Below are 19,661 nucleotides of genomic sequence, written 5' to 3' on the forward strand. Positions count from 1 at the left end.
TCATGGAACAGGACATCGCATGAAGGGTCTCGAATAAACCTCGCGGTTCACGGGGCGTCGCGCTCCCGTTCGAGGCGATGCGCCCATCTCTGTTGGCCGATGCCGCCCGATATGGCAGTTGGTGTTCCCGGGAGTGACGCTTTATTCTATTGGCTCCTGCGCTGCGGCGATCCAACCCGGGATGAACACCATGCACCTCTCTCTCTCCTGCCCCGTGACTCGTCTTCCCCGTGTGGCCTGGCTGGCGGCGCTGCTGCTGGCTGGTTGCGGCCCCGACAAGCCTGCCAGCCAGGTGCCGACGACAGAACCGATGGCCCGGCAGGAGGCGGGAGCGCCCGCCTCCGTGGTGCAGGCCAATGCACGCCAATACCGCGATGCCCCGGCGCTGGCCCTGGTCTTCTCCGGCCCATTGGCGCCCAAGGCAAACTGGCAGAGCTGGCTTTCTGTGAGTGAAGGGGGCAAGCAGGTGCAGGGGGAGTGGATCCTCGCCGACGATGGCCGCACCCTCTATTTCCCGAACGTGCAACCCGACAAACGCTACGAGGTGAGCCTCAAGGCGGGGCTGGGCCCATCCCCCCAGCGCTGGACCCTCAAGACCCGGCCGCTGGAGGCAGGGGCGTCGTTTACCGCGAGCGGCATGGTATTGCCGCTGCGCGACGAGCTGCGCCTGCCCATCAGCGCGGTCAATGTGGACGAGGTCAATATCGACTTCTTTCGGGTCGATGCCGAATACCTGCCCCGTTTCCTGGCCGAGTATCGCCCCGGTGCCGGCATGGGCAACTGGGAGCTTGAGCAGATCACCAAGCGGGCCAGGCGGGTATTCAGTGGCCGCTATGCGCTGGAGCTCGATGCCAACCGGCGCGAGACCCGCCTTATCAATGTGAAGGAGCCGCAGTTGGCGGAGGCTGGCGTCTACTTTGCGGTGATGTCCCCCCTTGGCAACTACGACTGGCGCAAGGAGACCACCTATTTCGCGGTGAGCGACATGGGGCTCAGTGCCCGCCGTTACCGCGATGAGCTGGAGGTGTTCGTGAGTTCCCTGGCCAGCGCCGACCCGCTCAAGGATGTGCAGCTCTCCCTGCTCGACGAGAAGGGCAACCGGCTGCAGGTGCAAACCACCGATCCGCAGGGCCATCGTCGCTTCGATCAGGTGCAGGGGGCTCGCTTGCTGCTGGCCGAACAGGGCAACCATCTGGCGGTGCTGCGTCTCGATGGGGCTGCGCTCGACCTCTCCACCTTCGATCTCGGCACCCAGCCCTGGCAGGCCCAGCAGTTGTATCTCTTTAGCGGGCGCGACCTTTATCGCCCCGGCGAGCGGCTCGACAGCGAGATCCTGCTCAAGGGACAGGATGGCCAGCTGCTGCCGGGGATGGCGGTGGAACTGGAGGTGAAGCAGCCGGACGGCCAGCTGCTCGAGCAGAAACGGCTTCTGCCGGACAATTTGGGCGCGGCCCACTACGGTCTGCGTTTGCCGGATGATGCGCCGCTCGGGCGCTGGACCATCAACCTCAAGACCGCTGCTGGCAGTCGTTTCGAGTGGCCTTTTCTGGTGGAGGAGTTTTTGCCGGAGCGGCTCAAACTGCAGCTTGGCAAGGGGCCGGATGGTGAAGTGACGGATCTGGACGCCGCCCTCACCCTGCCACTGCAGGGGGACTATCTCTACGGCGCGCCGGCCAGTGCCACCAAGGCCAAGGCGGAGGTGAAGTTAAGCCGCGCCACCATGCCCTTTACCCAGTGGCAGGAGTTCACGCTGGGGGACGTGCTGCTCGCCGAGCAGGCCAAGGATCTCGAGCCGCGGAGTCTCACCCTCGATGCGCAGGGGCAGGGGACTTTTTCGCTTGCTGATGAGCTCGATGGGGTGCGCGCCCTCGGGCCGCTGGAGGTGGCTTATCGGGTGTCGCTCTCCGAACCCGGTGGCCGCGCCGTCAACCGCAGCCGTACCCAGTATGGCTGGCCCGCGGGCAGCCAGTGGCCTGCGCTCAAGGCCGACTTCGTGGCGGATCGGGTAGAAGGGGGCAAGCCGCTCCCCTTCCAGATCCTCAACCTCGATGCGCAAGGCCAGCCGGTGGCGGGGGCGGTGAAGGTGCGCCTCATCAACGAGTACCGCGACTACTACTGGCACTACGCCGATGGGGAGGGGTGGAAGTACGAGTTCAACAGCCAGCCCTATCTGGAGCAGGAGCAGACCCTGCAGCTGGATGGCAAGGGGCCGACCCCGCTCACGCTGCAACTGGCGGCGGGCTGGTATCGATTGGAGGTGGAGAACAGTCAGGGCCATCAATCGAGCCTGCGGGTGGAGATAGGCAGTTACGCCTGGGGCGGCGGTGGGGAGCAGGCGCGGCCTGACAAGATTGCCATCACCCTCGACAAGCGCGCCTATCTGGCGGGTGACAAGGCCAACGTGACGCTGGTGGCGCCGCGCCCCGGCAAGGGGTTGCTGCTGGTGGAAGATGGCGACGGCCTGCGCTGGTGGCAGCGCATCGAGCTCAAGGGCGCCGGCGGCGATGCCAAGGATGCCCGTGGCGAGTTCGAGATCCCGGTCAGCCCCGAGTGGCAGCGTCATGACCTGCATATCTCGGCCCAGATCGCCGCGCCAGACAGCGCCTCCAAACCGGCTGGCAAGCAGCAGGGGCAAAGCCTGCGCTCGGTCGGGCTGGTGCCGCTCACTCTGGATCGGGAAGCGCGCCGTCTGCCGCTTACCCTGAGCGCGCCGGATAAAGCGGTGCCGCTCACCCGGCTAGAGGTGACCGCCACTTCCACCCCCAACAGTCAGGGGCGGGTGGTGCTGGCCGCGGTCGATCGGGGCGTGCTCAATATCAGCGATTACCAGCCCCTCGACCCGTTCGAGATCTTCTTTGGCCGCAAGCGCTTCGCCCAAGATTTGTTCGACAACTACGGCCAGGTGATCCCGCCGCAGGATGGCAAGCTGGCCCGCCTCAACTACGGGGGCGATCGGGCGCCGCTGAAAAAGGGCGGCGCGCTGGAGAGTCGGGTCGAAATAGCAGCGCTCTGGAGTGGCGAGGTGAGTTTTGATGAACAGGGCAAGGCGGTGATCCCGCTCGATCTGCCCAACTTCAACGGCGAGCTGGCACTGATGGCGCTGGCCTGGAACGAACAGCAAGTCGGTGAGGCCGAGCGCGCCGTCAAGGTGGTGGCGCCCTTGGTGGCCGAAATTGGCTGGCCGCGCTTTGGCGCCAGAGGGGATGAGACCCGGGCGCTGGTGCAGCTGCGCAACATGAGCGGTGAGGATCAGACCCTCTCCCTTGCCTGGACCCTCAACGGCGGGCTCAAGGCAAACGGCGAGCTGCCCGGCACCCTTGCCCTGAAAAACGGCGAGGAGCAGTGGCTGACCCTGCCGCTCACCGTGACCGGGGCGAGCGGTGTGGCAAGCCTGCAGTTGGCGGCCAGCGGCAAGGATTTTGCCATCAGCCGCGACTGGACTTTGCCGCTGCGATCCCCCTGGCCGGCCGAGACTCGCCAACGCTACCAGATGCTGGCCCCCGGCCAGCAGATGAGCTTTGCGCCAGCTGAGCTGGCCGGGCTGGATCCCGCCAATCTGCAGGGGCTGCTCAGTCTTTCCGGCACTCCCCCCTGGGATCCGGCAGCCCAGTGGCAGGCGCTGGCCGACTACCCCTATGCCTGTCTGGAGCAGACCCTGTCCCGTGCCTGGCCTTACTTGCTGACCACGGCCGATGAGCGCACCGCCTGGAGCAAACCCGCAGAGGGCAAGAAAGCGGCGAGCGAGGCGGATGTGCAACGCGCCCTGCTGCAACGGCTGCAGCGGTTGCAACTGCCAAGCGGCGGCTTTGGCCTGTGGGATGGTCGCTCCGACGAGGAGCAGTGGCTCACCGCCTATGCCGTCGACTACCTGCTGGCGCGCAAGGAGGCGGGCGACGCCGTACCGGAGGCGATGCTCAATCAGGCGCTGAACCGGATGCAAAGCTATCTCACCGACAGTCAGTATGGTGAGCGCTGGAGCAGTGCCCCCGAGCACAGCCGGCTGGCCTATCAGGCTTACAGTGCCTATGTGCTGGCCCGAGTGGGCAAGGCCCCACTCGCTACCCTGCGCCTTATCTGGGAGCAGCAGGCCGATCACGCCCGCTCCGGTTTGCCGCTGCTCCACCTCTCGCTGGCGCTCTCGGCCATGGGGGATGAGCAGAACGCCGCCAAGGCCCTCAGCCGGGCATTGACGACCGAGCGCGGGGACGACTATCTCGGGGATTACGGCTCGCCGCTGCGCGATCAGGCCCTTGAGCTTTCGTTGTTGCGCCAGCACAAGCTGGCTGCGGAGCGCTGGCCGGCCCTCAGTGCCAAGGTGGCCGATACCCTGGCCCATCGTCAGTGGCTAAGCACTCAGGAGCGGCTCGCCCTGCTGCGACTCGCCCGCGTCGATCCGGCCGTCGACTGGCAGGCCAGGGTGGCTTCCTCTCTTGGCAGTGGATCCCTGAGCGGTTCGGCTCCGCTGCAGCAGGGCACCCCTGAGGCGCTGGCGGCGAGCGCCGTCACCAACGAGGGCAAGGGATCCCTCTATGTGCAGCGCACTCTGGTCGGTTACCCCGAGCAGGCGCCAGCACGGATCAGCATGGGAATGAGCGTGACCCGCAGCTGGTTCAACAGCGATGGTCAACCGTTTGATCCCGCCAAGGTGAAGGTGGGCGATCTGGTGGTGGTGCGGCTCAATGTCAGCAGTGAATCGGCGGTGCCCGATGCCCTGCTGGTGGAGATGGTGCCCGCCGGCTTCGAGCTGGAGAATCCGGCCCTTGGCAACAGCATCAAGCTGGAAGAGCTCTCCATCGAGGGGAAACCGGCGTGGCAGAACGAGTGGAACGATTACCTCAAGCATCAGGAGTTTCGCGATGACCGCTACACGGCCGCGCTGGATCTGAGCGAGGGGAGCAACCAGCAGCTGGTTTACCTGATGCGGGCGGTGACGCCGGGCCGCTATCAGGTGCCGCCGACCCAGGTGGAGGATATGTACCGCCCCGAGCTGCGGGCTGTGGGTGAGGATATCCACGAGGTGCGTATCTCTGAGTAACAAACCCTCCCTTGAGCGGGTTCGCCCGCTCACTTTCTGGCAGAGTGGCTGGCTGAGCCTGGGTCGCGCTGGCTGGCACTGGCTTGGTGGCCTGCCACGTTGGCTGCGCTTTTCGGTGCTGGGCGTTGTAGCACTGCTCCTGTCATTGCTGGCGCTGGATCGACTCTTCCCGCCGCCACCACTCGACCCGGCCTATGCGCGGGTGGTGCTCGACATGAAGGGGCGGCCGCTGCGCGCCTTTGCCGATACCAGCGGCGTGTGGCGCTACCCCGTGACCCTGGAGCAGGTCTCCCCCCGCTATATCGAGGCGCTGCTGGGCTACGAGGATCGCTACTTCTGGCGTCATCCCGGGGTCAATCCGGTGGCCATGGTGCGCGGGGTCTGGCAGTGGTTGCGCTACGGGCGCGCCGTCTCGGGCGGCTCGACCCTCACCATGCAGGTGGCGCGCCTTATCGAGCCCTACCACAGAAGCGTGCCCGGCAAGCTGCGCCAGATGGCGCGCGCGCTGCAGCTGGAGTGGCACTACGACAAGCGCACCTTGCTCACCGTCTACCTCAACCGGGCGCCGTTTGGCGGCAACCTGGAGGGGGTGCAGGCGGCAAGTTTTGCCTATCTCGGCAAGAGTGCGGCCAAGCTGACCTATGCCGAGGCGGCTCTGTTGGCGGTGCTGCCGCAGGCTCCCAGCCGCAACCGGCCGGACCGGCATCCCGAGCGGGCCCGCGCCGCCCGTGACAAGGTGATGCTGCGGCTGGTAGCGCAGGGCGCTTGGCCAGAGCAGGTTTGGCAGGAGGGACGCATCGAGCCTGTGCTGGCCCGAGGTCACTTCACGCCGATGGAGGCGCCGCTCTTTGCCCGCCTCGCCGCCGACCATCAGGCCGGGGAGCTGGTGCATACCACCATAGACGGCGATCTGCAGCGCTGGTTGGAGGGACGGGTGGCGAGCTACATTCGCCGCTTCCCCGAGCAGACCTCAGCGGCGTTGCTGTTGGTAGACAACAAAACCATGGCGGTGCGCGCCTACGTGGGCAGCGCCGAGTATGGCAATTTGCGCCGCCACGGTTACCTCGACATGGTGCAGGCGATCCGCTCTCCCGGCTCCACCCTCAAGCCCTTTATCTACGGTCTGGCCATGGATGAAGGGTTGGTGCATTCGGCCTCCCTGCTCTCCGATGCGCCAAGGCTGGGCTCGGACTATAGACCCGCCAATTTTTCCGGCGCCTTTCAGGGGCCGGTGACCCTCGCCCAGGCGCTGCAGCAATCCCTCAACGTGCCGGCAGTGCAGGTGCTGGAGGCGCTGGGGCCCGACAAACTGGTCAGCCGCCTCGACAACGCCGGGGTGCGGCTGGCCCTTTCCGACAAGCCCAATCCGGCCATTGCGCTGGGAGCGGCGGGGATCCGGCTCGAGCAGCTGGTGGCGCTCTACAGTGCGCTGACCCGGCAGGGGCAGGTGGCAATGCCGGTCTGGCTGGCGGGGCAGCAGGCGGTGTCGCGCCCCTTGTTGAGCCCGGGAGCGGCCTGGATCATCTGGCAAATATTGAGCGCACAGGGGCGGGCGGACCAGCCTTTTGCCAGCGAGGCGACCGGCCGGGTCAACCGGTTGGCCTGGAAGACCGGTACCAGCTATGGCTATCGCGATAGCTGGGCGATGGGGGTCTCAGGTCGCTGGACTATCGGCATCTGGCTGGGACGCCCCGACGGTACCCCTTTGCCCGGTTTTTACGGCCAGAGCGCAGCGGTGCCGTTGCTGCTCTCTGTCTACTCGCGGCTGGCTGACAACAGCCCCTTGCCGGCGCAGCCCAACACGGTGAGCGAGGCCGAGATCTGCTGGCCGCTGGGGCGCAAGGCCAGCGCGACCCTGCCAGAGGCCTGTTTGCAGCGTCAGAGCGCCTGGCTGCTGGAAGGGCGGGATCCTCCCACCTTGCCGGATCCCATGGACTGGCCCTCGCCGCTGCGCCAGGTTGCGCTCACTGTCGACGGCAAGCCGACGCTGACCCGCTGCCACGATGCGGCACAATCCGCTTTTAGAGCGCTCTGGCCGCTGTCGCTGGAGCCATGGCGCTCACCGGGCGAGCGGCGTCAGGCGCTGCTTGCCAGCGGTTGTGCAGGGGAGGGGCAGAGCGCCGAGCAGCAGGCCCCCATCCGCATCCTGGCACTGGGGGAGGGCAACCTTATCCGCAGTCAGCGTTATCGGTTGCAGCCCAGGGTGCTGGGCGGTGTCGGCAAGCCGGCATGGTTTCTCAACGGCCAGCGGCTGCGCTGGGACGGGGATCAAGTAGTGAGCAAGGCGGGCCGCTATCAGCTGGTGGTGGTGGATGAGGCGGGAAACAGCGATCGCATCGAGTTTCGGCTGGAAAACCCCTCCTGAGGGCGTGGTGAGCGCCAGAATATTGACGGCATCGGGGATGGTCCCGATGCCGTCAGTTGATTGTCGATTCCCCGGCAGAGGCGGGGAGTCAGGGCTTGACCTGCCCCAGCCGGGTGAAGAAATGCCGGCTCTTGCGCTGGTGGAAGTGGCTCTTCTTGATGGGATGAAATACCAGGTCGCTCTGTGGGTGACTCCCCTTGAGGTGGTGGATCATCGCCATGGCCGGTAAGCCAGTACTGACGAGGGTGGTGAGCGGCAGGGTGACGGTCTCGGGTCCCAGCAAGGGTGTGAACCCCTGCTGGGCCTGCTCGAAGCGGGTCAACACGGCGGGTTCGGCGTAGCCGCTGCCCAGCATGGCGAGCAGGGCATCGAGGGCCTGATGGAACTCGGCGAGCTGCTGACGAAAGCCGCTTCGCCCCCGCAGGGCAATGAGCTCTGCAAACGGGATGTCGGCCAGGTGAGTGGGCACTTGCAGCGGGATCTCGAGGTGGAAGCAATCCTGACCGCCGCGATTGTGGTAGCGGGATTCGAGCAGGTGAAGCAGGCGGTCGAGATAGTCGTGATCGGTAATAAGCGCCCCGTCATTGGCGAGTGCCCACTCACGGGCGAGGCGCATGGAGAGCAGGTTGGCAAAGCGGCGCGCCATTCTGATCCCCCCTTCATCCTGCGTCGCAAAGCCGTGGGTCAGACAAAACCCGTGCAGCCGCTCCAGTCCCGCCTGAGCCGGGCAGAAACAGTCGTGGTTGGCGGCTGAACGCCAGCGGGCGATGAGCTCTCTGTTGCCAAACACTTTGTGGCGGACAAAATCGGGGGCGACCAGGCCGGCAATCTGGCTCTCGACCTGGGGCGTGATATGGGCGAAGAAGGCGGGTTGTGGCGGCTCGGCCAGCAGGTCGGTTTGCTGGCGCAGGGTCTCCAGCAGGGCGGTGAGACCGCTCTTCTCACTGACGGTGAAGACGAAGGCGAGCCGCTCCAGATAGAGCAGGGCAAACTTGAGCCAGAGCTCGTCGCGTACCTCCATGCCGGGGTAGTAGATATGGGTTTTCATGGATGCTGTGTTGCCAGGATGCAGGGGTGGGAATATACGCATGATTGCCCGGATGCGGCAAACTTTGCGTGGGGGAATGTGAGCGGCCGCTCATGCAGTAGGCGCTGCTCACAAAGTTCTGATATAATTCGCGCCCTTAAATCAAGGCCACCCGAGTCATTACCATGAAGTTCATTATCAAGCTGTTCCCTGAAATCACCATCAAGAGCAAGTCGGTTCGCCAGCGCTTCATCAAGATCCTGCAGGGCAATATCCGCAATGTCCTGCGCCGCTTTGACGACGATGCCCGGGTGCGGATGGATTGGGACAAGCTGATCGTTAGCTCCCGCAATGACCAGTTCCGCGAGCAAGCCATCGAAGCCCTGGCCTGCATCCCCGGCATTCAGGCCTTCCTCGAGGTGCAGGCCAGCAAGTTTACCGACCTGCACGACATCTTCGAGCAGGTGAAAGCCGTCTGGGGTGATCAGCTCGAGGGCAAGACCTTCTGCGTGCGTGCCAAGCGCCACGGCAAGCACGAGTTCTCCTCCCTCGAAGTGGAGCGCTACGTGGGCGGTGGTTTGAACCAGCACTGCGTGAGCAACGGCGTGCGCCTCAAGAACCCGGATGTGAAGATCAACCTCGAGATCGACGGCGAAGAGCTCTTTATTGTCAGCGCCATCCATCAGGGCCTGAGCGGCATGCCCATCGCTACCCAGGAGGATGTGCTGAGCCTCATCTCCGGCGGTTTTGACTCCGGTGTGGCCTCCTTCCAGTTCATCAAGCGCGGCTGCCGGGTGCACTACTGCTTCTTCAATCTGGGTGGGGCGGCTCACGAGATTGGCGTCAAGCAGGTGGCCTATCACCTGTGGAACCGTTTCGGCTCCTCCCACCGGGTGCGCTTCACCGCGGTGGACTTCGAGCCCGTGGTGGCCGAGATCCTCGAGAAGATCGACAACGGCCAGATGGGGGTGGTGCTCAAGCGGATGATGATGCGTGCCGCTGCCAAGGTGGCCGACGAGTTCCAGATCCCGGCCCTGGTGACCGGCGAGTGCGTTGGCCAGGTTTCCAGCCAGACCCTCACCAACCTGAACGTCATCGACCGGGTGACCGACAAGGTGATCCTGCGCCCGCTCATCACCTGGGACAAGCCGGACATCATCAGCGAAGCCCGCCGCATCGGTACCCTGGAGTTCGCGGAGACCATGCCGGAGTATTGCGGCGTGATTTCCAAGAAGCCGACCGTGAAGGCCGAGCTCTCCCGCATCGAGGCGGAAGAGGAGAACTTCGACTTTGCCATTCTGGACAAGGTGGTGGCCGAGGCCCGTTACCTCGACATTCGTCGCATCGGTGAAGAGACCGCCGCCGAGGTGCAGGAGGTGGAGACCACCGCCGAGAGCGGTGACGACGAGGTGATCCTGGACATTCGCTCCATGGAGGAGCATGACGACAAGCCGCTGGTGGTGGAAGGGCGCGAGATCATGCATATCCCCTTCTTCAAGCTGGCCACCGCCTTTGGTGACCTGCCGAAAGAGAAGACCTACCTGCTCTATTGCGATCGCGGCGTGATGAGCAAGCTGCAGGCGCTTTACCTGAAAGAGAAGGGCTTTGCCAACGTCAAGGTCTACCGTCCGTGATGTGACGGCAAGACGCGTATAAAAAATCCGGCCAAGGCGCCGGATTTTTTATTTCACTCAGATGAAGGTAGATGCTCAGGGGCAGGGGACCGGGGTGAAGGTTTCCTGACCCTGACAGCGCCAGCCCATCTCGGCCTGACGCATCTGCCACAGGTTGTTGCTGCGAAACAGGGTCAGGATGTAGAGCATGTCGCTGCGCTGGCCATCAAGGGCCACCGAGAGCACCAGATCGTTGTCCAGCTGCTGGGCATGGATACGGGTAGGTACATCTTCATGGCCCACGAAGCGGCGAGCCACTTCGCGATAGTCGTTGACCCAGCCTTGCTGACTGCTGCTCGCCTGACGGATCTGCTGGTTGAACTGCTGAACCGGGGTGGATGCCAGACGCCCGAACAGGGCCTGTGCCCCCGCATGAGCCGCTGCCACCATCATCAGAACAAGCGTGGTAATGAGCCCAAGTTTTTGCATGAGGTTTTCCGGCTTGAAACGACCCCTGTATGACAACAGAAAAGCCGGCTTGGTTCAATCTTGTCCCTGCCGGGATGGGATCTCGCCCACTCTGAGGCTTCTCAGTTGCGCTGCAGCGAGAAGGTGGGCAGGGAGAGGTGCCAGTAGATGGCCGCCACCCGCAGACCAAACACCCCCAGCATGCTGATGAGCATGGCGCTGACCCTGTCTACCCCGACCTCCAGCGACAAGGTATAGAGGATGCCGCCCAGAATGCAGGCGGTGGCGTAGATCTCCTTTTGCAGCACCATGGGCACTTCCCGGGCCAGCACGTCCCTTATCATGCCCCCAGCGACCCCTGTCATGGTGCCCATCAATACGGCGATAAGCCCAGATGTACCAAAGTTGAGGGCTTTTTGTGCCCCGATCACGGTAAAGAGCGCCAACCCGAAGGCGTCCGCCACCGGCAGCACGTACCAGGGCATGCGACGGGGCAGTTTGACCATCCACATGCCGATGAGTGCCGTGGCAATGACCACCCAGATATAGAGGGGGTCGCGCACCCAGAAGACGGGGGTTGCCCCCAGGATCATGTCGCGGATGGTGCCGCCCCCGATGGCGGTGACCGCCGCCAGCACCATGACACCGAAACCGTCCATCCTGAGACGGCCGGCCACCAGTACGCCCGAAAACGCGAATACCGCAGTACCAAACATGTCGCTGATGTAAACAATCTGCTCAACCAGTGTCTGCATGGAGAACAACTCACGTCCAATAGATGATGGGGCGGCGATTTTAGGGGCAAGGTGTGGGGATGAGCAATGCTGGCGTGCAAAAGTGGGAGCCAGCGCCGGTTTCTGAAGGCTGGGTGAATATCACGCTCCCGCCTTGTCTGATGCGGGCTGTGGGCACTATGGCTCGGGGGGCGGGCTGTCAGGTGACAAAAAATCCCGATTTTTTTCTCAAGGGAAGGGAATAGAGGCCGATATATAGGTTAGGCGGCGATTACTGCCATAAAGGCAGAAAAAAGAAATTAAAGTCTTGTGAAAAGGCGCCGTTAACTAAACATATCAGGCACAAAACACAATAAAGCCTGAGTGAATTAAAGTTAAATTTTAATAGCTTAGGAGAAAAATCATGAGTCTGTATATCAATACCAACGTTTCATCGCTCAACGCTCAGCGTAACATGATGAACAGCACCAAATCCCTGGATACCTCCTACACCCGTCTGGCCTCCGGCCTGCGCATCAACAGCGCCAAGGACGATGCGGCAGGTCTGCAGATCTCCAACCGTCTGACCTCCCAGATCAACGGTCTGGACCAGGGCAACCGCAACGCCAACGACGGCATCTCCCTTGCTCAGACTGCTGAAGGGGCGATGGACGAAGTGACCGGCATGTTGCAGCGTATGCGCACCCTGGCCCAGCAATCGGCCAACGGCTCCAACTCCGACAAAGATCGCGATGCCCTGCAAAAGGAAGTGGATCAACTGGGTGCCGAGATCAACCGTATCTCCACCGCGACCACCTTCGCGGGCACCAAGCTGCTGGATGGTTCTTTTAGCGGCACCTTCCAGGTCGGTGCAGATGCCAATCAGACCATCGGTTTTAGCCTCAACCAGTCCGCTGGCTTCAGCATTTCTGGTATAGCTGCCGCGGCGGGAACTACGATTAGTGTCTTGAATGCAGCTAGCGCTGTGACAACTGTCGCTATAACAAATATTTTCGGTAGTGGTAGTGCCGGTGGGATCAGCATCAGCACTCAAAGTAAAGCTCAAGAGGTCTTAGCCGCAGCAGATGCCATGCTGAGTGTGGTCGATGGCAAGCGTGCAGAACTGGGTGCGGTACAGAACCGTCTGGATTCCACCATTCGCAACCAGGCCAATATCTCCGAAAACGTCTCGGCAGCTCGTTCCCGTATTCGTGACGCGGACTTCGCGACCGAAACCGCGAACATGACCAAACAGAACATCCTGCAGCAGGCGGCCTCCAGCATCCTGGCCCAGGCCAACCAGCGCCCGCAGTCCGCGCTCTCCCTGCTGCAAGGTTAATACGCTCAGAGTGAGAAAAAGAAAAGGGCGGTTGTTCAGGCCGCCCTGGCAAAACAAGATGGAACAATGGGGTGTTCGGATTTACGCCTTGTTCTATCGAAAGAGAAGTTCTCTTATTGGTATACCCCTCGAGTGTTGCGCAGATCGTTCACTCTGTCATCCCCCGAGGTTGTTCTCCTGAGCGTAAGCTCTTCTTTGGCCGACATTGTCGGCCTTTTTTATGGGCGTCGAAAAATCGACGGTCCACTATTAAAGGCATAAAACGTGCCAGCTTGTTTGGCGTCCTTAGGTAATGCGAACAAAGAGTAACGACAAGGAGATCGGCGGCCTCATGATGGAACTTCCTCTTGTCGTCTCTACTTTGGGCGGATGGTGTTTGCCTCTTTGTTGGTGAGAGCGGCAATAAATTTCCTAAAGTTACCGACAGAACTGCCGTTACAGAGTGTGAAGCAAATTGAGGGGTGTTCGGAAATCCAGCATTTGCGCAACTGCGGGTTCGATGTCTGTTCAAACAGAGGACCCGCCAGATGAGACAGATCTGTTCAATCTGTCCATCTGAACGGTGGGAGCCTGATTGTGTGTGACATAACAAGCAGGGCCCGCAGTGTCTTGTTCATCAGGAGAAACTTTTATGGCCATGTTTATCAACACCAACACTTCATCACTGAATGCTCAACGCAACTTGATGAATACCAGCAAATCGATGGATACCTCTTATACCCGTCTGGCATCCGGCCTGCGCATCAACAGCGCCAAGGACGATGCGGCCGGTCTGCAGATCTCCAACCGTCTTACCTCCCAGATCAACGGTCTGGATCAGGGTAATCGCAACGCCAACGACGGCATCTCCCTGGCGCAGACAGCGGAAGGAGCGATGGATGAAGTGACCGGTATGTTGCAGCGCATGCGCACCCTGGCGCAGCAATCTGCCAACGGCTCCAACTCCGACAAGGACCGTGATGCCTTGCAGAAGGAAGTAGATCAGTTGGGGGCTGAAATCAACCGTATTTCTAACGATACTACCTTCGCCGGCACCAAGCTGTTGGATGGTAGCTATACCGGCAGTTTCCAGGTTGGTGCCGACGCCAACCAGACCATCGGTTTTAGCCTGAACCAGTCCGCTGGCTTCAGCATTTCTGGTATAGCTGCCGCTGCGGGAACTACGATTAGCGTTTTGAATGCAGCCAGTGCTGTGACAACTGTTGCTATAACAAATATTTTCGGTAGTGGCAGTGCAGGTGGGATCAGTATCAGCACTCAAAGTAAAGCTCAAGAGGTTTTAGCTGCTGCCGATGCCATGCTGGGGGTGGTGGACAGCAAGCGTGCCGAGCTGGGTGCGGTGCAAAATCGTCTGGATTCGACCATTCGCAACCAGGCCAATATCGCGGAAAACGTCAGTGCAGCGCGCTCCCGTATCCGCGATGCAGACTTCGCGACCGAAACCGCGAACATGACCAAGCAGAACATCCTGCAGCAGGCGGCTTCCAGCATCCTGGCTCAGGCCAACCAGCGTCCGCAGTCTGCGCTGCAACTGCTGGGTTAAGCGGGTCATACCGTCAACATCACTGATACAAGGAGCAGCAGATGGCCACTGAATCGATAGCCATGCCCTCTGTTACTTCGACGCTCACTCAACATGGCGGCCTTCAGGTCGCCATGCCTGTTTCTCCCCCCGTTTCGGGTGGACATGATGTGGTCGAGCAGAAAGACGTCGAATCGCCAGCCCAGGTATCGCAGGCGCCATTGACACACATCAGAACAGCAGAGCCGCGTCTGGACAAGGCTGATATAGAAAAACAGGCCCAAGAATTGCAAGAAAGATTGGACAACCTGAGCAAAATGAAAGGGTGGACGATCAACTTCAACCTGATCCCCGAGTTCGATCAGCCGGTGATCAAGGTGATAGATGCGGAGACCAAACAGGTGATCCGCCAGATCCCGAGCGAAGAGATGCTCGTGATTAGCAAGAGGTTACAGTCCATGGAGCAGTCGGGAAACACGGTATCCAGCCTCTCCGGGCTGCTGTTCGATGGTCAGGTGTAACCCATTTTTTAGGTCGAAAGAAAGGAGGACGTGATGGCAATTACCTCTGCGGGGGCGGGGTCTGGAATCGATCTTGAGAGCGTGATCTCGGCGAGTGTGTCAGCGAAAAAAGCCCAGCTGCAGCAGCCGATCATTACCAAGCAAAACAGTACCCAGATCACCTTGTCTGGCATAGGTCAGCTGAAATCCTCCATCTCTGCCTTTACCGACATTCTTGATAAACTGAGTGCGCCTGGTGCATTCAACAAGCGCGCCATCAACATCACCCAGAGCAAGGATGACCCTGTTCTGAAGGTGGAGAGCAAGTCTGGCGCCTCCAATGGGCAGTACAACATCACCGTCAACAAGTTGGCGGAAACGAGTCGTCAGGAAGGGATCTTCGATAGCTCCACCACTTCCCTGGTTACTCAGGATGGGCAACTGACCTTCCAGGCCGGCGACAAGACCTTCAAGGTGGATGTGAAAGCGGGCGATACCCTGCAAGACATTCGCAAGAGCATCAACAGCAATGGCGACAACTTCGGTCTCAGTGCCAACATCGTCAACACGGCGGATGGCAAGGCCAAGCTGGTGATCGACTCCGGCATCTCGGGAGATGGCAAGGATCTGACCATCACCGGGAACACGGCCGAACTCGCCATCTTCGAGGCCGGCGGCGGTGTCATGAGCCAGACCCGGGCGGCCAGCAGTGCCGAGATCAACGTGGATGGCAACGTCCTCAAGAGCGACACCAACACCTTTGACGACTCCATTCAGGATCTCAAGGTGACCGTGTTGCGGGTGTCGGACAAGGACAGTGTCGGAGATCTCAAGGCCAACAAGGTAGATATCACTACCGACAAGACATCCATTCAGGAGCTTGTCCAGCAGTTCGTGGATGGTTACAACACTCTGCAAGACAAGATGAATTCCCTGGGCAAACGCAACACCTTCGTGGGTGGTGTGAAGCAGGACGATGGCGGTGCTCTGGCCGGGGATTCCACCACCCGAGCGATCGAGTCTTTCATGAGCAACCTGCTGGTCAGCCCTTCTCAGAACAGCGGTACTTATTCCACCGTCTTTGAGATTGGCATCAAGATGGACAACAAGGGAAAACTGTCCCTCGACAAGACCAAGTTCGGTGAGGCGGTCGACAAGAACTTCGATCAGGTGGTGGCGCTCTTTGGTGAAGAGAAGGGGCTGGCGGCCACCTTGAATACCGGCCTGAAAGAGTACACCAAGAGTGGCGGCATGCTGGCACAGCGGGAAGATGTCCTGAACTCGGATTTGCGTGCGCTGACCCAGAAAACGGCGACGGCCAATGCTCAACTGGCGAAATATGAAGCGGCATTGCGCGCCCAGTACGGCAGCCTGGATGCCCTGCTGGTCAAGATGAACAGCTCAGCCTCGGCACTGGCGACCTTGCAGACGAATTATCAAAACTCTTGATAGATCGAGAGAATTCAAACATGTACAAACGCAATATCAAAGCATATACGGCGGGTAACCTTGCCGCCGATCTGGCCACGGCGGATCCTCATCGCGTCATCCAGCTGATGATGCAGGGCTGCCTGGAACGTCTGGCGCAAGCCAAGGGAGCCATAGAGCGCAACGACATGGAGGCCAAATCCATCGCCGTCTCCAAGGCCCAGGGGTTGCTGCATGGTCTGCAGGATGCGCTGGACATGAGCCAGGGCGCCATGGCTGAAGACCTGTATGGGCTCTACGCCTATATGGACGAACGTGTCTGGGACGCCAGCCTGACCCGTGATGTCGCGCCCCTTGAAGAAGTCATGACACTGATGTTGACCATCAAGTCCGGTTGGGATCAACTGCCGGAGTCAGAAAAGCAGCAAGGATTCCAGATGAGACAACAGTTGGGCGAGCTGTGAGCGCCACCCTCGCCGCCCTCGAAGAGGCCCTGAACGAGAATGCCCGTCTGGTGGAGGGGCTGTTGCAACAGCAGCAATATGACGAGGCGTTGCAGTGCATGGATGAGCGGCTGGCATTGATAGAGAGCCTGATGCAACTGGTTGGCCGGGAGCCGGCGCAACGGTCGGCCGCGGTGGCGCTGGCTGGCAGATTGTCCATGCAGGAAGAGAGCATGCAGGCCCTGGCCGCCAGCCACCATCACGCTATTTTCGAACGCTTGGCTCTGGTCGGTAGAGCCAACAAGGCCGGGCAGGCCTATCGTGTGAACAGCAAGGAGTTCTGATGCCAGGCAATATTGATGCGGCCCTGATAAAAGCGGAACAGGAAGCGCAGCGGCTTCGGCAGCAGGCGGAGCAGGAAGCGGCCATGGCGGTGGCTTTGCCGCTGCGATTTGAACAGAATATGGCGGCGTTTCGTCAGTATATCCCCCATATCGCCGACATGTATGAGCACTACCAACCCTCCCGCCCATTCAGGTTTTTCTGCAACGAGAATGGTCAGCCCAATCTGGCCTGGCTCGACGATGATGTCGCCGTCTACGGCAAGGAGCCTTACCTCATCTGCGAGACTCTGGTGACCGAGTTCATGGAGAAGGGGGGGCTCTCCAAGTTCTCTTTCGGCCAGGAGGCGAATCCCCTCGGTTTCATGCACGTCGAGTACCTCAACAGGCTCAATGCCTATCTTGACGACATTTCTGTGAAGGAAGCGCAGCTGGCCCATGTGCCCAGCGAGGTGCCGAGTGCCCTGGTGTTCGGGGTCGGGCTGGGGTATCACCTTGGCTATCTCTATGAGCGCTGCAAAATAGGCACGCTGTTTTTGTTCGAGCCGGACCTGGATCTCTTCTACGGATCCCTGTTCTGCTTCGACTGGGCCCCCTTGCTGGCTTACCTGCATCAGGAGAATCTGGGGCTGCATATCCTGCTGGGTCAGGATGAAGATAGCATCGTCAGGGACTTCGCTTCGGCCATTCACAGCCGAGGCTCTTTCCTGGTGGCCAACGCCTTCATCATGTGGGGCTATCAGAGCGACAAGATCAAGAAACTGATAGAGAAGGTGCAGCAGGAATATTATTTGTTGGTAATGGGATGGGGTTTCTTCGACGACAACCTGATCGCCTTGTCCCACACCATCAAGAATATCGAGCGCGGGGTTCCGTTCCTGCAAAAAGATCGACGGGTCTCTCCCCAGTATCAGCGTACCCCGGTTTTCATTGTCGCCAACGGCCCCTCGCTGGACGAATCCATTGCTGTCATCGAGCGCAACAAGGACAAGGCCGTCATCATCTCCTGTGGCAGTGCCATATCGGCGTTGCACAGGGTGGGGATCAAGCCGGATATCCACGTCGAGACCGAGCGCACCAAGATTGTCTACGACTTCCTGGTGAATCTGGAAGACCCCGAATATCTGCGTGACGTACTGTTCCTGAGTACGGACGTCATCCACCCCGACTGTGCCACCCTGTTCAACCGCTCGGCACTTGGGTTCAAGTTCAGTGAACCTGGAGGGGCTCTTTATCAGAACTTCTTCTATCAACTGGATCCTCGTGCTGTGCTTGGTGGGGTCAATCCTCTGGTAGGCAACATCGGCATCAGTGCCCCCGTCCACTTGGGCTTCAAGCTGCTCTACTTGTTCGGTCTGGACAATGGTTACAAGCACAAAGGACACCACCACTCCAAACTCAGCTCCTACTACAACGACGAAGAGAACGCGGGTGCTCTGGGGGAGATGATGTATGGCGACAGCCTATGGCAGCGGGAAGGCAACTTTGGCGGCACCGTCATCAGCAATGCCATGTTTGATACCTCCCGCCGCGTGATGGAGCAGGTCTTGGCAAACGACGAGGTACGCTGCTTCAACTGCAGCGATGGCGCCAGGATTGCCAATACCAGGGCCTTGCCAAGCGGTGAGATAAGCCTCTCCCAGCATGTCAACAAGGCCGCCCTGCTCGATGAGATTGCTGCGCTCTGTGCCCCTATCCCCTTGTCCAAGGACGATTTCTCGTCACTGCTCGACGTCGAGTTCTTCAATATCTTCGTCGACAAGATGATGGATGAGTGGCGTCAACCCTTCTCCTCCCGAAATGAGCTGAACCAGCTGATGCTGCGCAACTTTGGCTATCTCGCCCAGATAGCTGCCACGCGCCAGCAGCATATCTCCCAGACCATGGTGGGATCGATGAACTATGTCTTCACCCTGTTGAGCTCCATTCTCTACTCCTTTGAGGGGGAAGAGGAGACGCTAGCCCTGATGAAGCCCGCCATCGAACTCTGGCTGGAGTTTCTGGAGAAGGCGAGGGAGATGTATCCCAGGGCGCTCGACAGCGTCGACATGGTGGATAACGAAGTGATGGCACTGTTCAGAAAGAAAACCGTGAAAAGCTGACTGGACGCGCGGGAGTGCCGCGAGATGAGCTGATGCCGTTCCCGGAGCCAGAAGTGAAGCAACAAAATACCGACCCTGAGGTCGGTATTTTTTATCTTGCAGGGTAGGGGTTCTGCGCCGCGAGCAGCCTCGCATCTTTGCGCAGGATCTGCACCGAGATCAGCGCATCCGGCTCGAGTTCGGTGCCGCCGTCGTGATGCTGCACATGCTCGAACAGACGGTGGTAACCCGGATGCCAGGCAAACAGATCGCCGTAGTTCATCTTGTAGCTGAAGAGACTGGCGTGATGCTGATAGTCGTTGCGATAGTGTCCGGCCGGCGGGTTGAAATCCAGTATGGTCATCAGGCCCCGATCGGCCAGTAGCGCATCGCTGCCAGCGGCAATCTTGAACAAGTCTTGGGGATCGCACAGATAGAGGCAGAAACCGAAGATGATGAGATCGACAGGTTCTATATCGGGCAGACTGTCGGCCGTTCCGACTGCAAGGTGCAACCCGGGATAGCGTGTGCTCCCGTCTTCAATGGCGCTGGCCGAAGGGTCCACCCCATAGCATCGGGCACCGTAGTGCTCGGCCAGCTGCGCCAGCCGCCAGCCATTGGCACAGCCTATCTCCAGAATCCTGGCAGGTTTGCAGCCCAGATACGCCAGCGCCTTGAAGATAGGGTCGTTGTCCAGTGTCTTGCCGAGAATGGCGCTCTTGTTGCGCTCATACCATTCATTCCCTTCCCGGGCCATGAAGACATTTTTCTGATCCATGGGATGTT

14 protein-coding genes are annotated in these 19,661 nt (G+C 60.5%); 10 read left to right on the forward strand and 4 right to left on the reverse strand.

What is annotated here, in order from left to right:
- Nucleotides 1-190 precede the first annotated feature (190 nt).
- Both C2U37_RS16760 and pbpC read left to right on the forward strand, forming a co-directional pair.
- A complete protein-coding gene (locus C2U37_RS16760) occupies nt 191-5,035 on the forward strand; it encodes an alpha-2-macroglobulin family protein (protein WP_233768413.1) in 4,845 nt (1,614 codons plus the stop codon).
- Entirely contained in the window at nt 5,001-7,400 is a 2,400-nt protein-coding gene (gene pbpC, locus C2U37_RS16765; protein WP_199770462.1) for a penicillin-binding protein 1C, read from the forward strand. The genes C2U37_RS16760 and pbpC overlap by 35 nt, the downstream gene beginning before the upstream one ends.
- An 88-nt stretch (nt 7,401-7,488) precedes the next feature.
- Here the strand turns inward: pbpC and C2U37_RS16770 are convergent, their stop codons facing one another.
- Complete coding sequence (locus tag C2U37_RS16770; RefSeq protein ID WP_043156350.1) at nt 7,489-8,448, reverse strand: hypothetical protein; 960 nt, start codon at nt 8,446-8,448, stop codon at nt 7,489-7,491.
- A 164-nt stretch (nt 8,449-8,612) separates the two neighbouring features.
- On the opposite strand from C2U37_RS16770, the gene thiI reads away from it, so the two are divergent.
- Nucleotides 8,613-10,061 (forward strand): tRNA uracil 4-sulfurtransferase ThiI, encoded by a 1,449-nt coding sequence (thiI, locus tag C2U37_RS16775; protein ID WP_104452750.1) that lies wholly within the window; start codon nt 8,613-8,615, stop codon nt 10,059-10,061.
- A 75-nt stretch (nt 10,062-10,136) separates the two neighbouring features.
- Here the strand turns inward: thiI and C2U37_RS16780 are convergent, their stop codons facing one another.
- Nucleotides 10,137-10,529: a hypothetical protein gene (locus C2U37_RS16780; protein ID WP_041212809.1), complete on the reverse strand. Its 393-nt coding sequence runs from the start codon at nt 10,527-10,529 to the stop codon at nt 10,137-10,139.
- 101 nt (nt 10,530-10,630) lie between these two features.
- A complete protein-coding gene (locus C2U37_RS16785) occupies nt 10,631-11,263 on the reverse strand; it encodes a trimeric intracellular cation channel family protein (RefSeq protein WP_041212810.1) in 633 nt (210 codons plus the stop codon).
- A gap of 382 nt (nt 11,264-11,645) precedes the next feature.
- On the opposite strand from C2U37_RS16785, the gene C2U37_RS16790 reads away from it, so the two are divergent.
- From C2U37_RS16790 to C2U37_RS16820, 7 genes are all read left to right on the forward strand, one after another.
- Nucleotides 11,646-12,560, forward strand: a complete 915-nt coding sequence (locus C2U37_RS16790; RefSeq protein WP_104452751.1) for a flagellin N-terminal helical domain-containing protein — start codon at nt 11,646-11,648, stop codon at nt 12,558-12,560.
- A 631-nt stretch (nt 12,561-13,191) separates the two neighbouring features.
- Entirely contained in the window at nt 13,192-14,103 is a 912-nt protein-coding gene (locus tag C2U37_RS16795) for a flagellin N-terminal helical domain-containing protein (protein ID WP_104452752.1), read from the forward strand.
- Nucleotides 14,104-14,144: 41 nt separating this feature from the next.
- Nucleotides 14,145-14,603 (forward strand): flagellar protein FlaG, encoded by a 459-nt coding sequence (locus C2U37_RS25125; RefSeq protein ID WP_233768414.1) that lies wholly within the window; start codon nt 14,145-14,147, stop codon nt 14,601-14,603.
- A gap of 33 nt (nt 14,604-14,636) precedes the next feature.
- Nucleotides 14,637-16,031 carry a flagellar filament capping protein FliD gene (fliD, locus tag C2U37_RS16805; protein WP_104452753.1) on the forward strand — a complete coding sequence of 465 codons (1,395 nt, stop codon included), beginning with the start codon at nt 14,637-14,639 and terminating at the stop codon, nt 16,029-16,031.
- A gap of 20 nt (nt 16,032-16,051) precedes the next feature.
- Entirely contained in the window at nt 16,052-16,474 is a 423-nt protein-coding gene (gene fliS, locus C2U37_RS16810; RefSeq protein ID WP_049636147.1) for a flagellar export chaperone FliS, read from the forward strand.
- Nucleotides 16,471-16,797 carry a hypothetical protein gene (locus C2U37_RS16815; protein ID WP_233768415.1) on the forward strand — a complete coding sequence of 109 codons (327 nt, stop codon included), beginning with the start codon at nt 16,471-16,473 and terminating at the stop codon, nt 16,795-16,797. The genes fliS and C2U37_RS16815 overlap by 4 nt, the downstream gene beginning before the upstream one ends.
- Nucleotides 16,797-18,896, forward strand: a complete 2,100-nt coding sequence (locus C2U37_RS16820) for a motility associated factor glycosyltransferase family protein (protein ID WP_104452754.1) — start codon at nt 16,797-16,799, stop codon at nt 18,894-18,896. Before C2U37_RS16815 ends, C2U37_RS16820 begins: the two co-directional genes overlap by 1 nt.
- 91 nt (nt 18,897-18,987) lie before the next feature.
- Here C2U37_RS16820 and C2U37_RS16825 read toward each other — a convergent pair whose 3' ends face one another.
- Nucleotides 18,988-19,653, reverse strand: coding sequence for a class I SAM-dependent methyltransferase (locus C2U37_RS16825; protein ID WP_104452755.1), 666 nt, complete (start codon nt 19,651-19,653; stop codon nt 18,988-18,990).
- Nucleotides 19,654-19,661: the final 8 nt, after the last annotated feature.

The organism is Aeromonas sp. ASNIH1 (genome assembly GCF_002934285.1).
Classification (GTDB): Bacteria; Pseudomonadota; Gammaproteobacteria; order Enterobacterales; family Aeromonadaceae; genus Aeromonas; species Aeromonas caviae.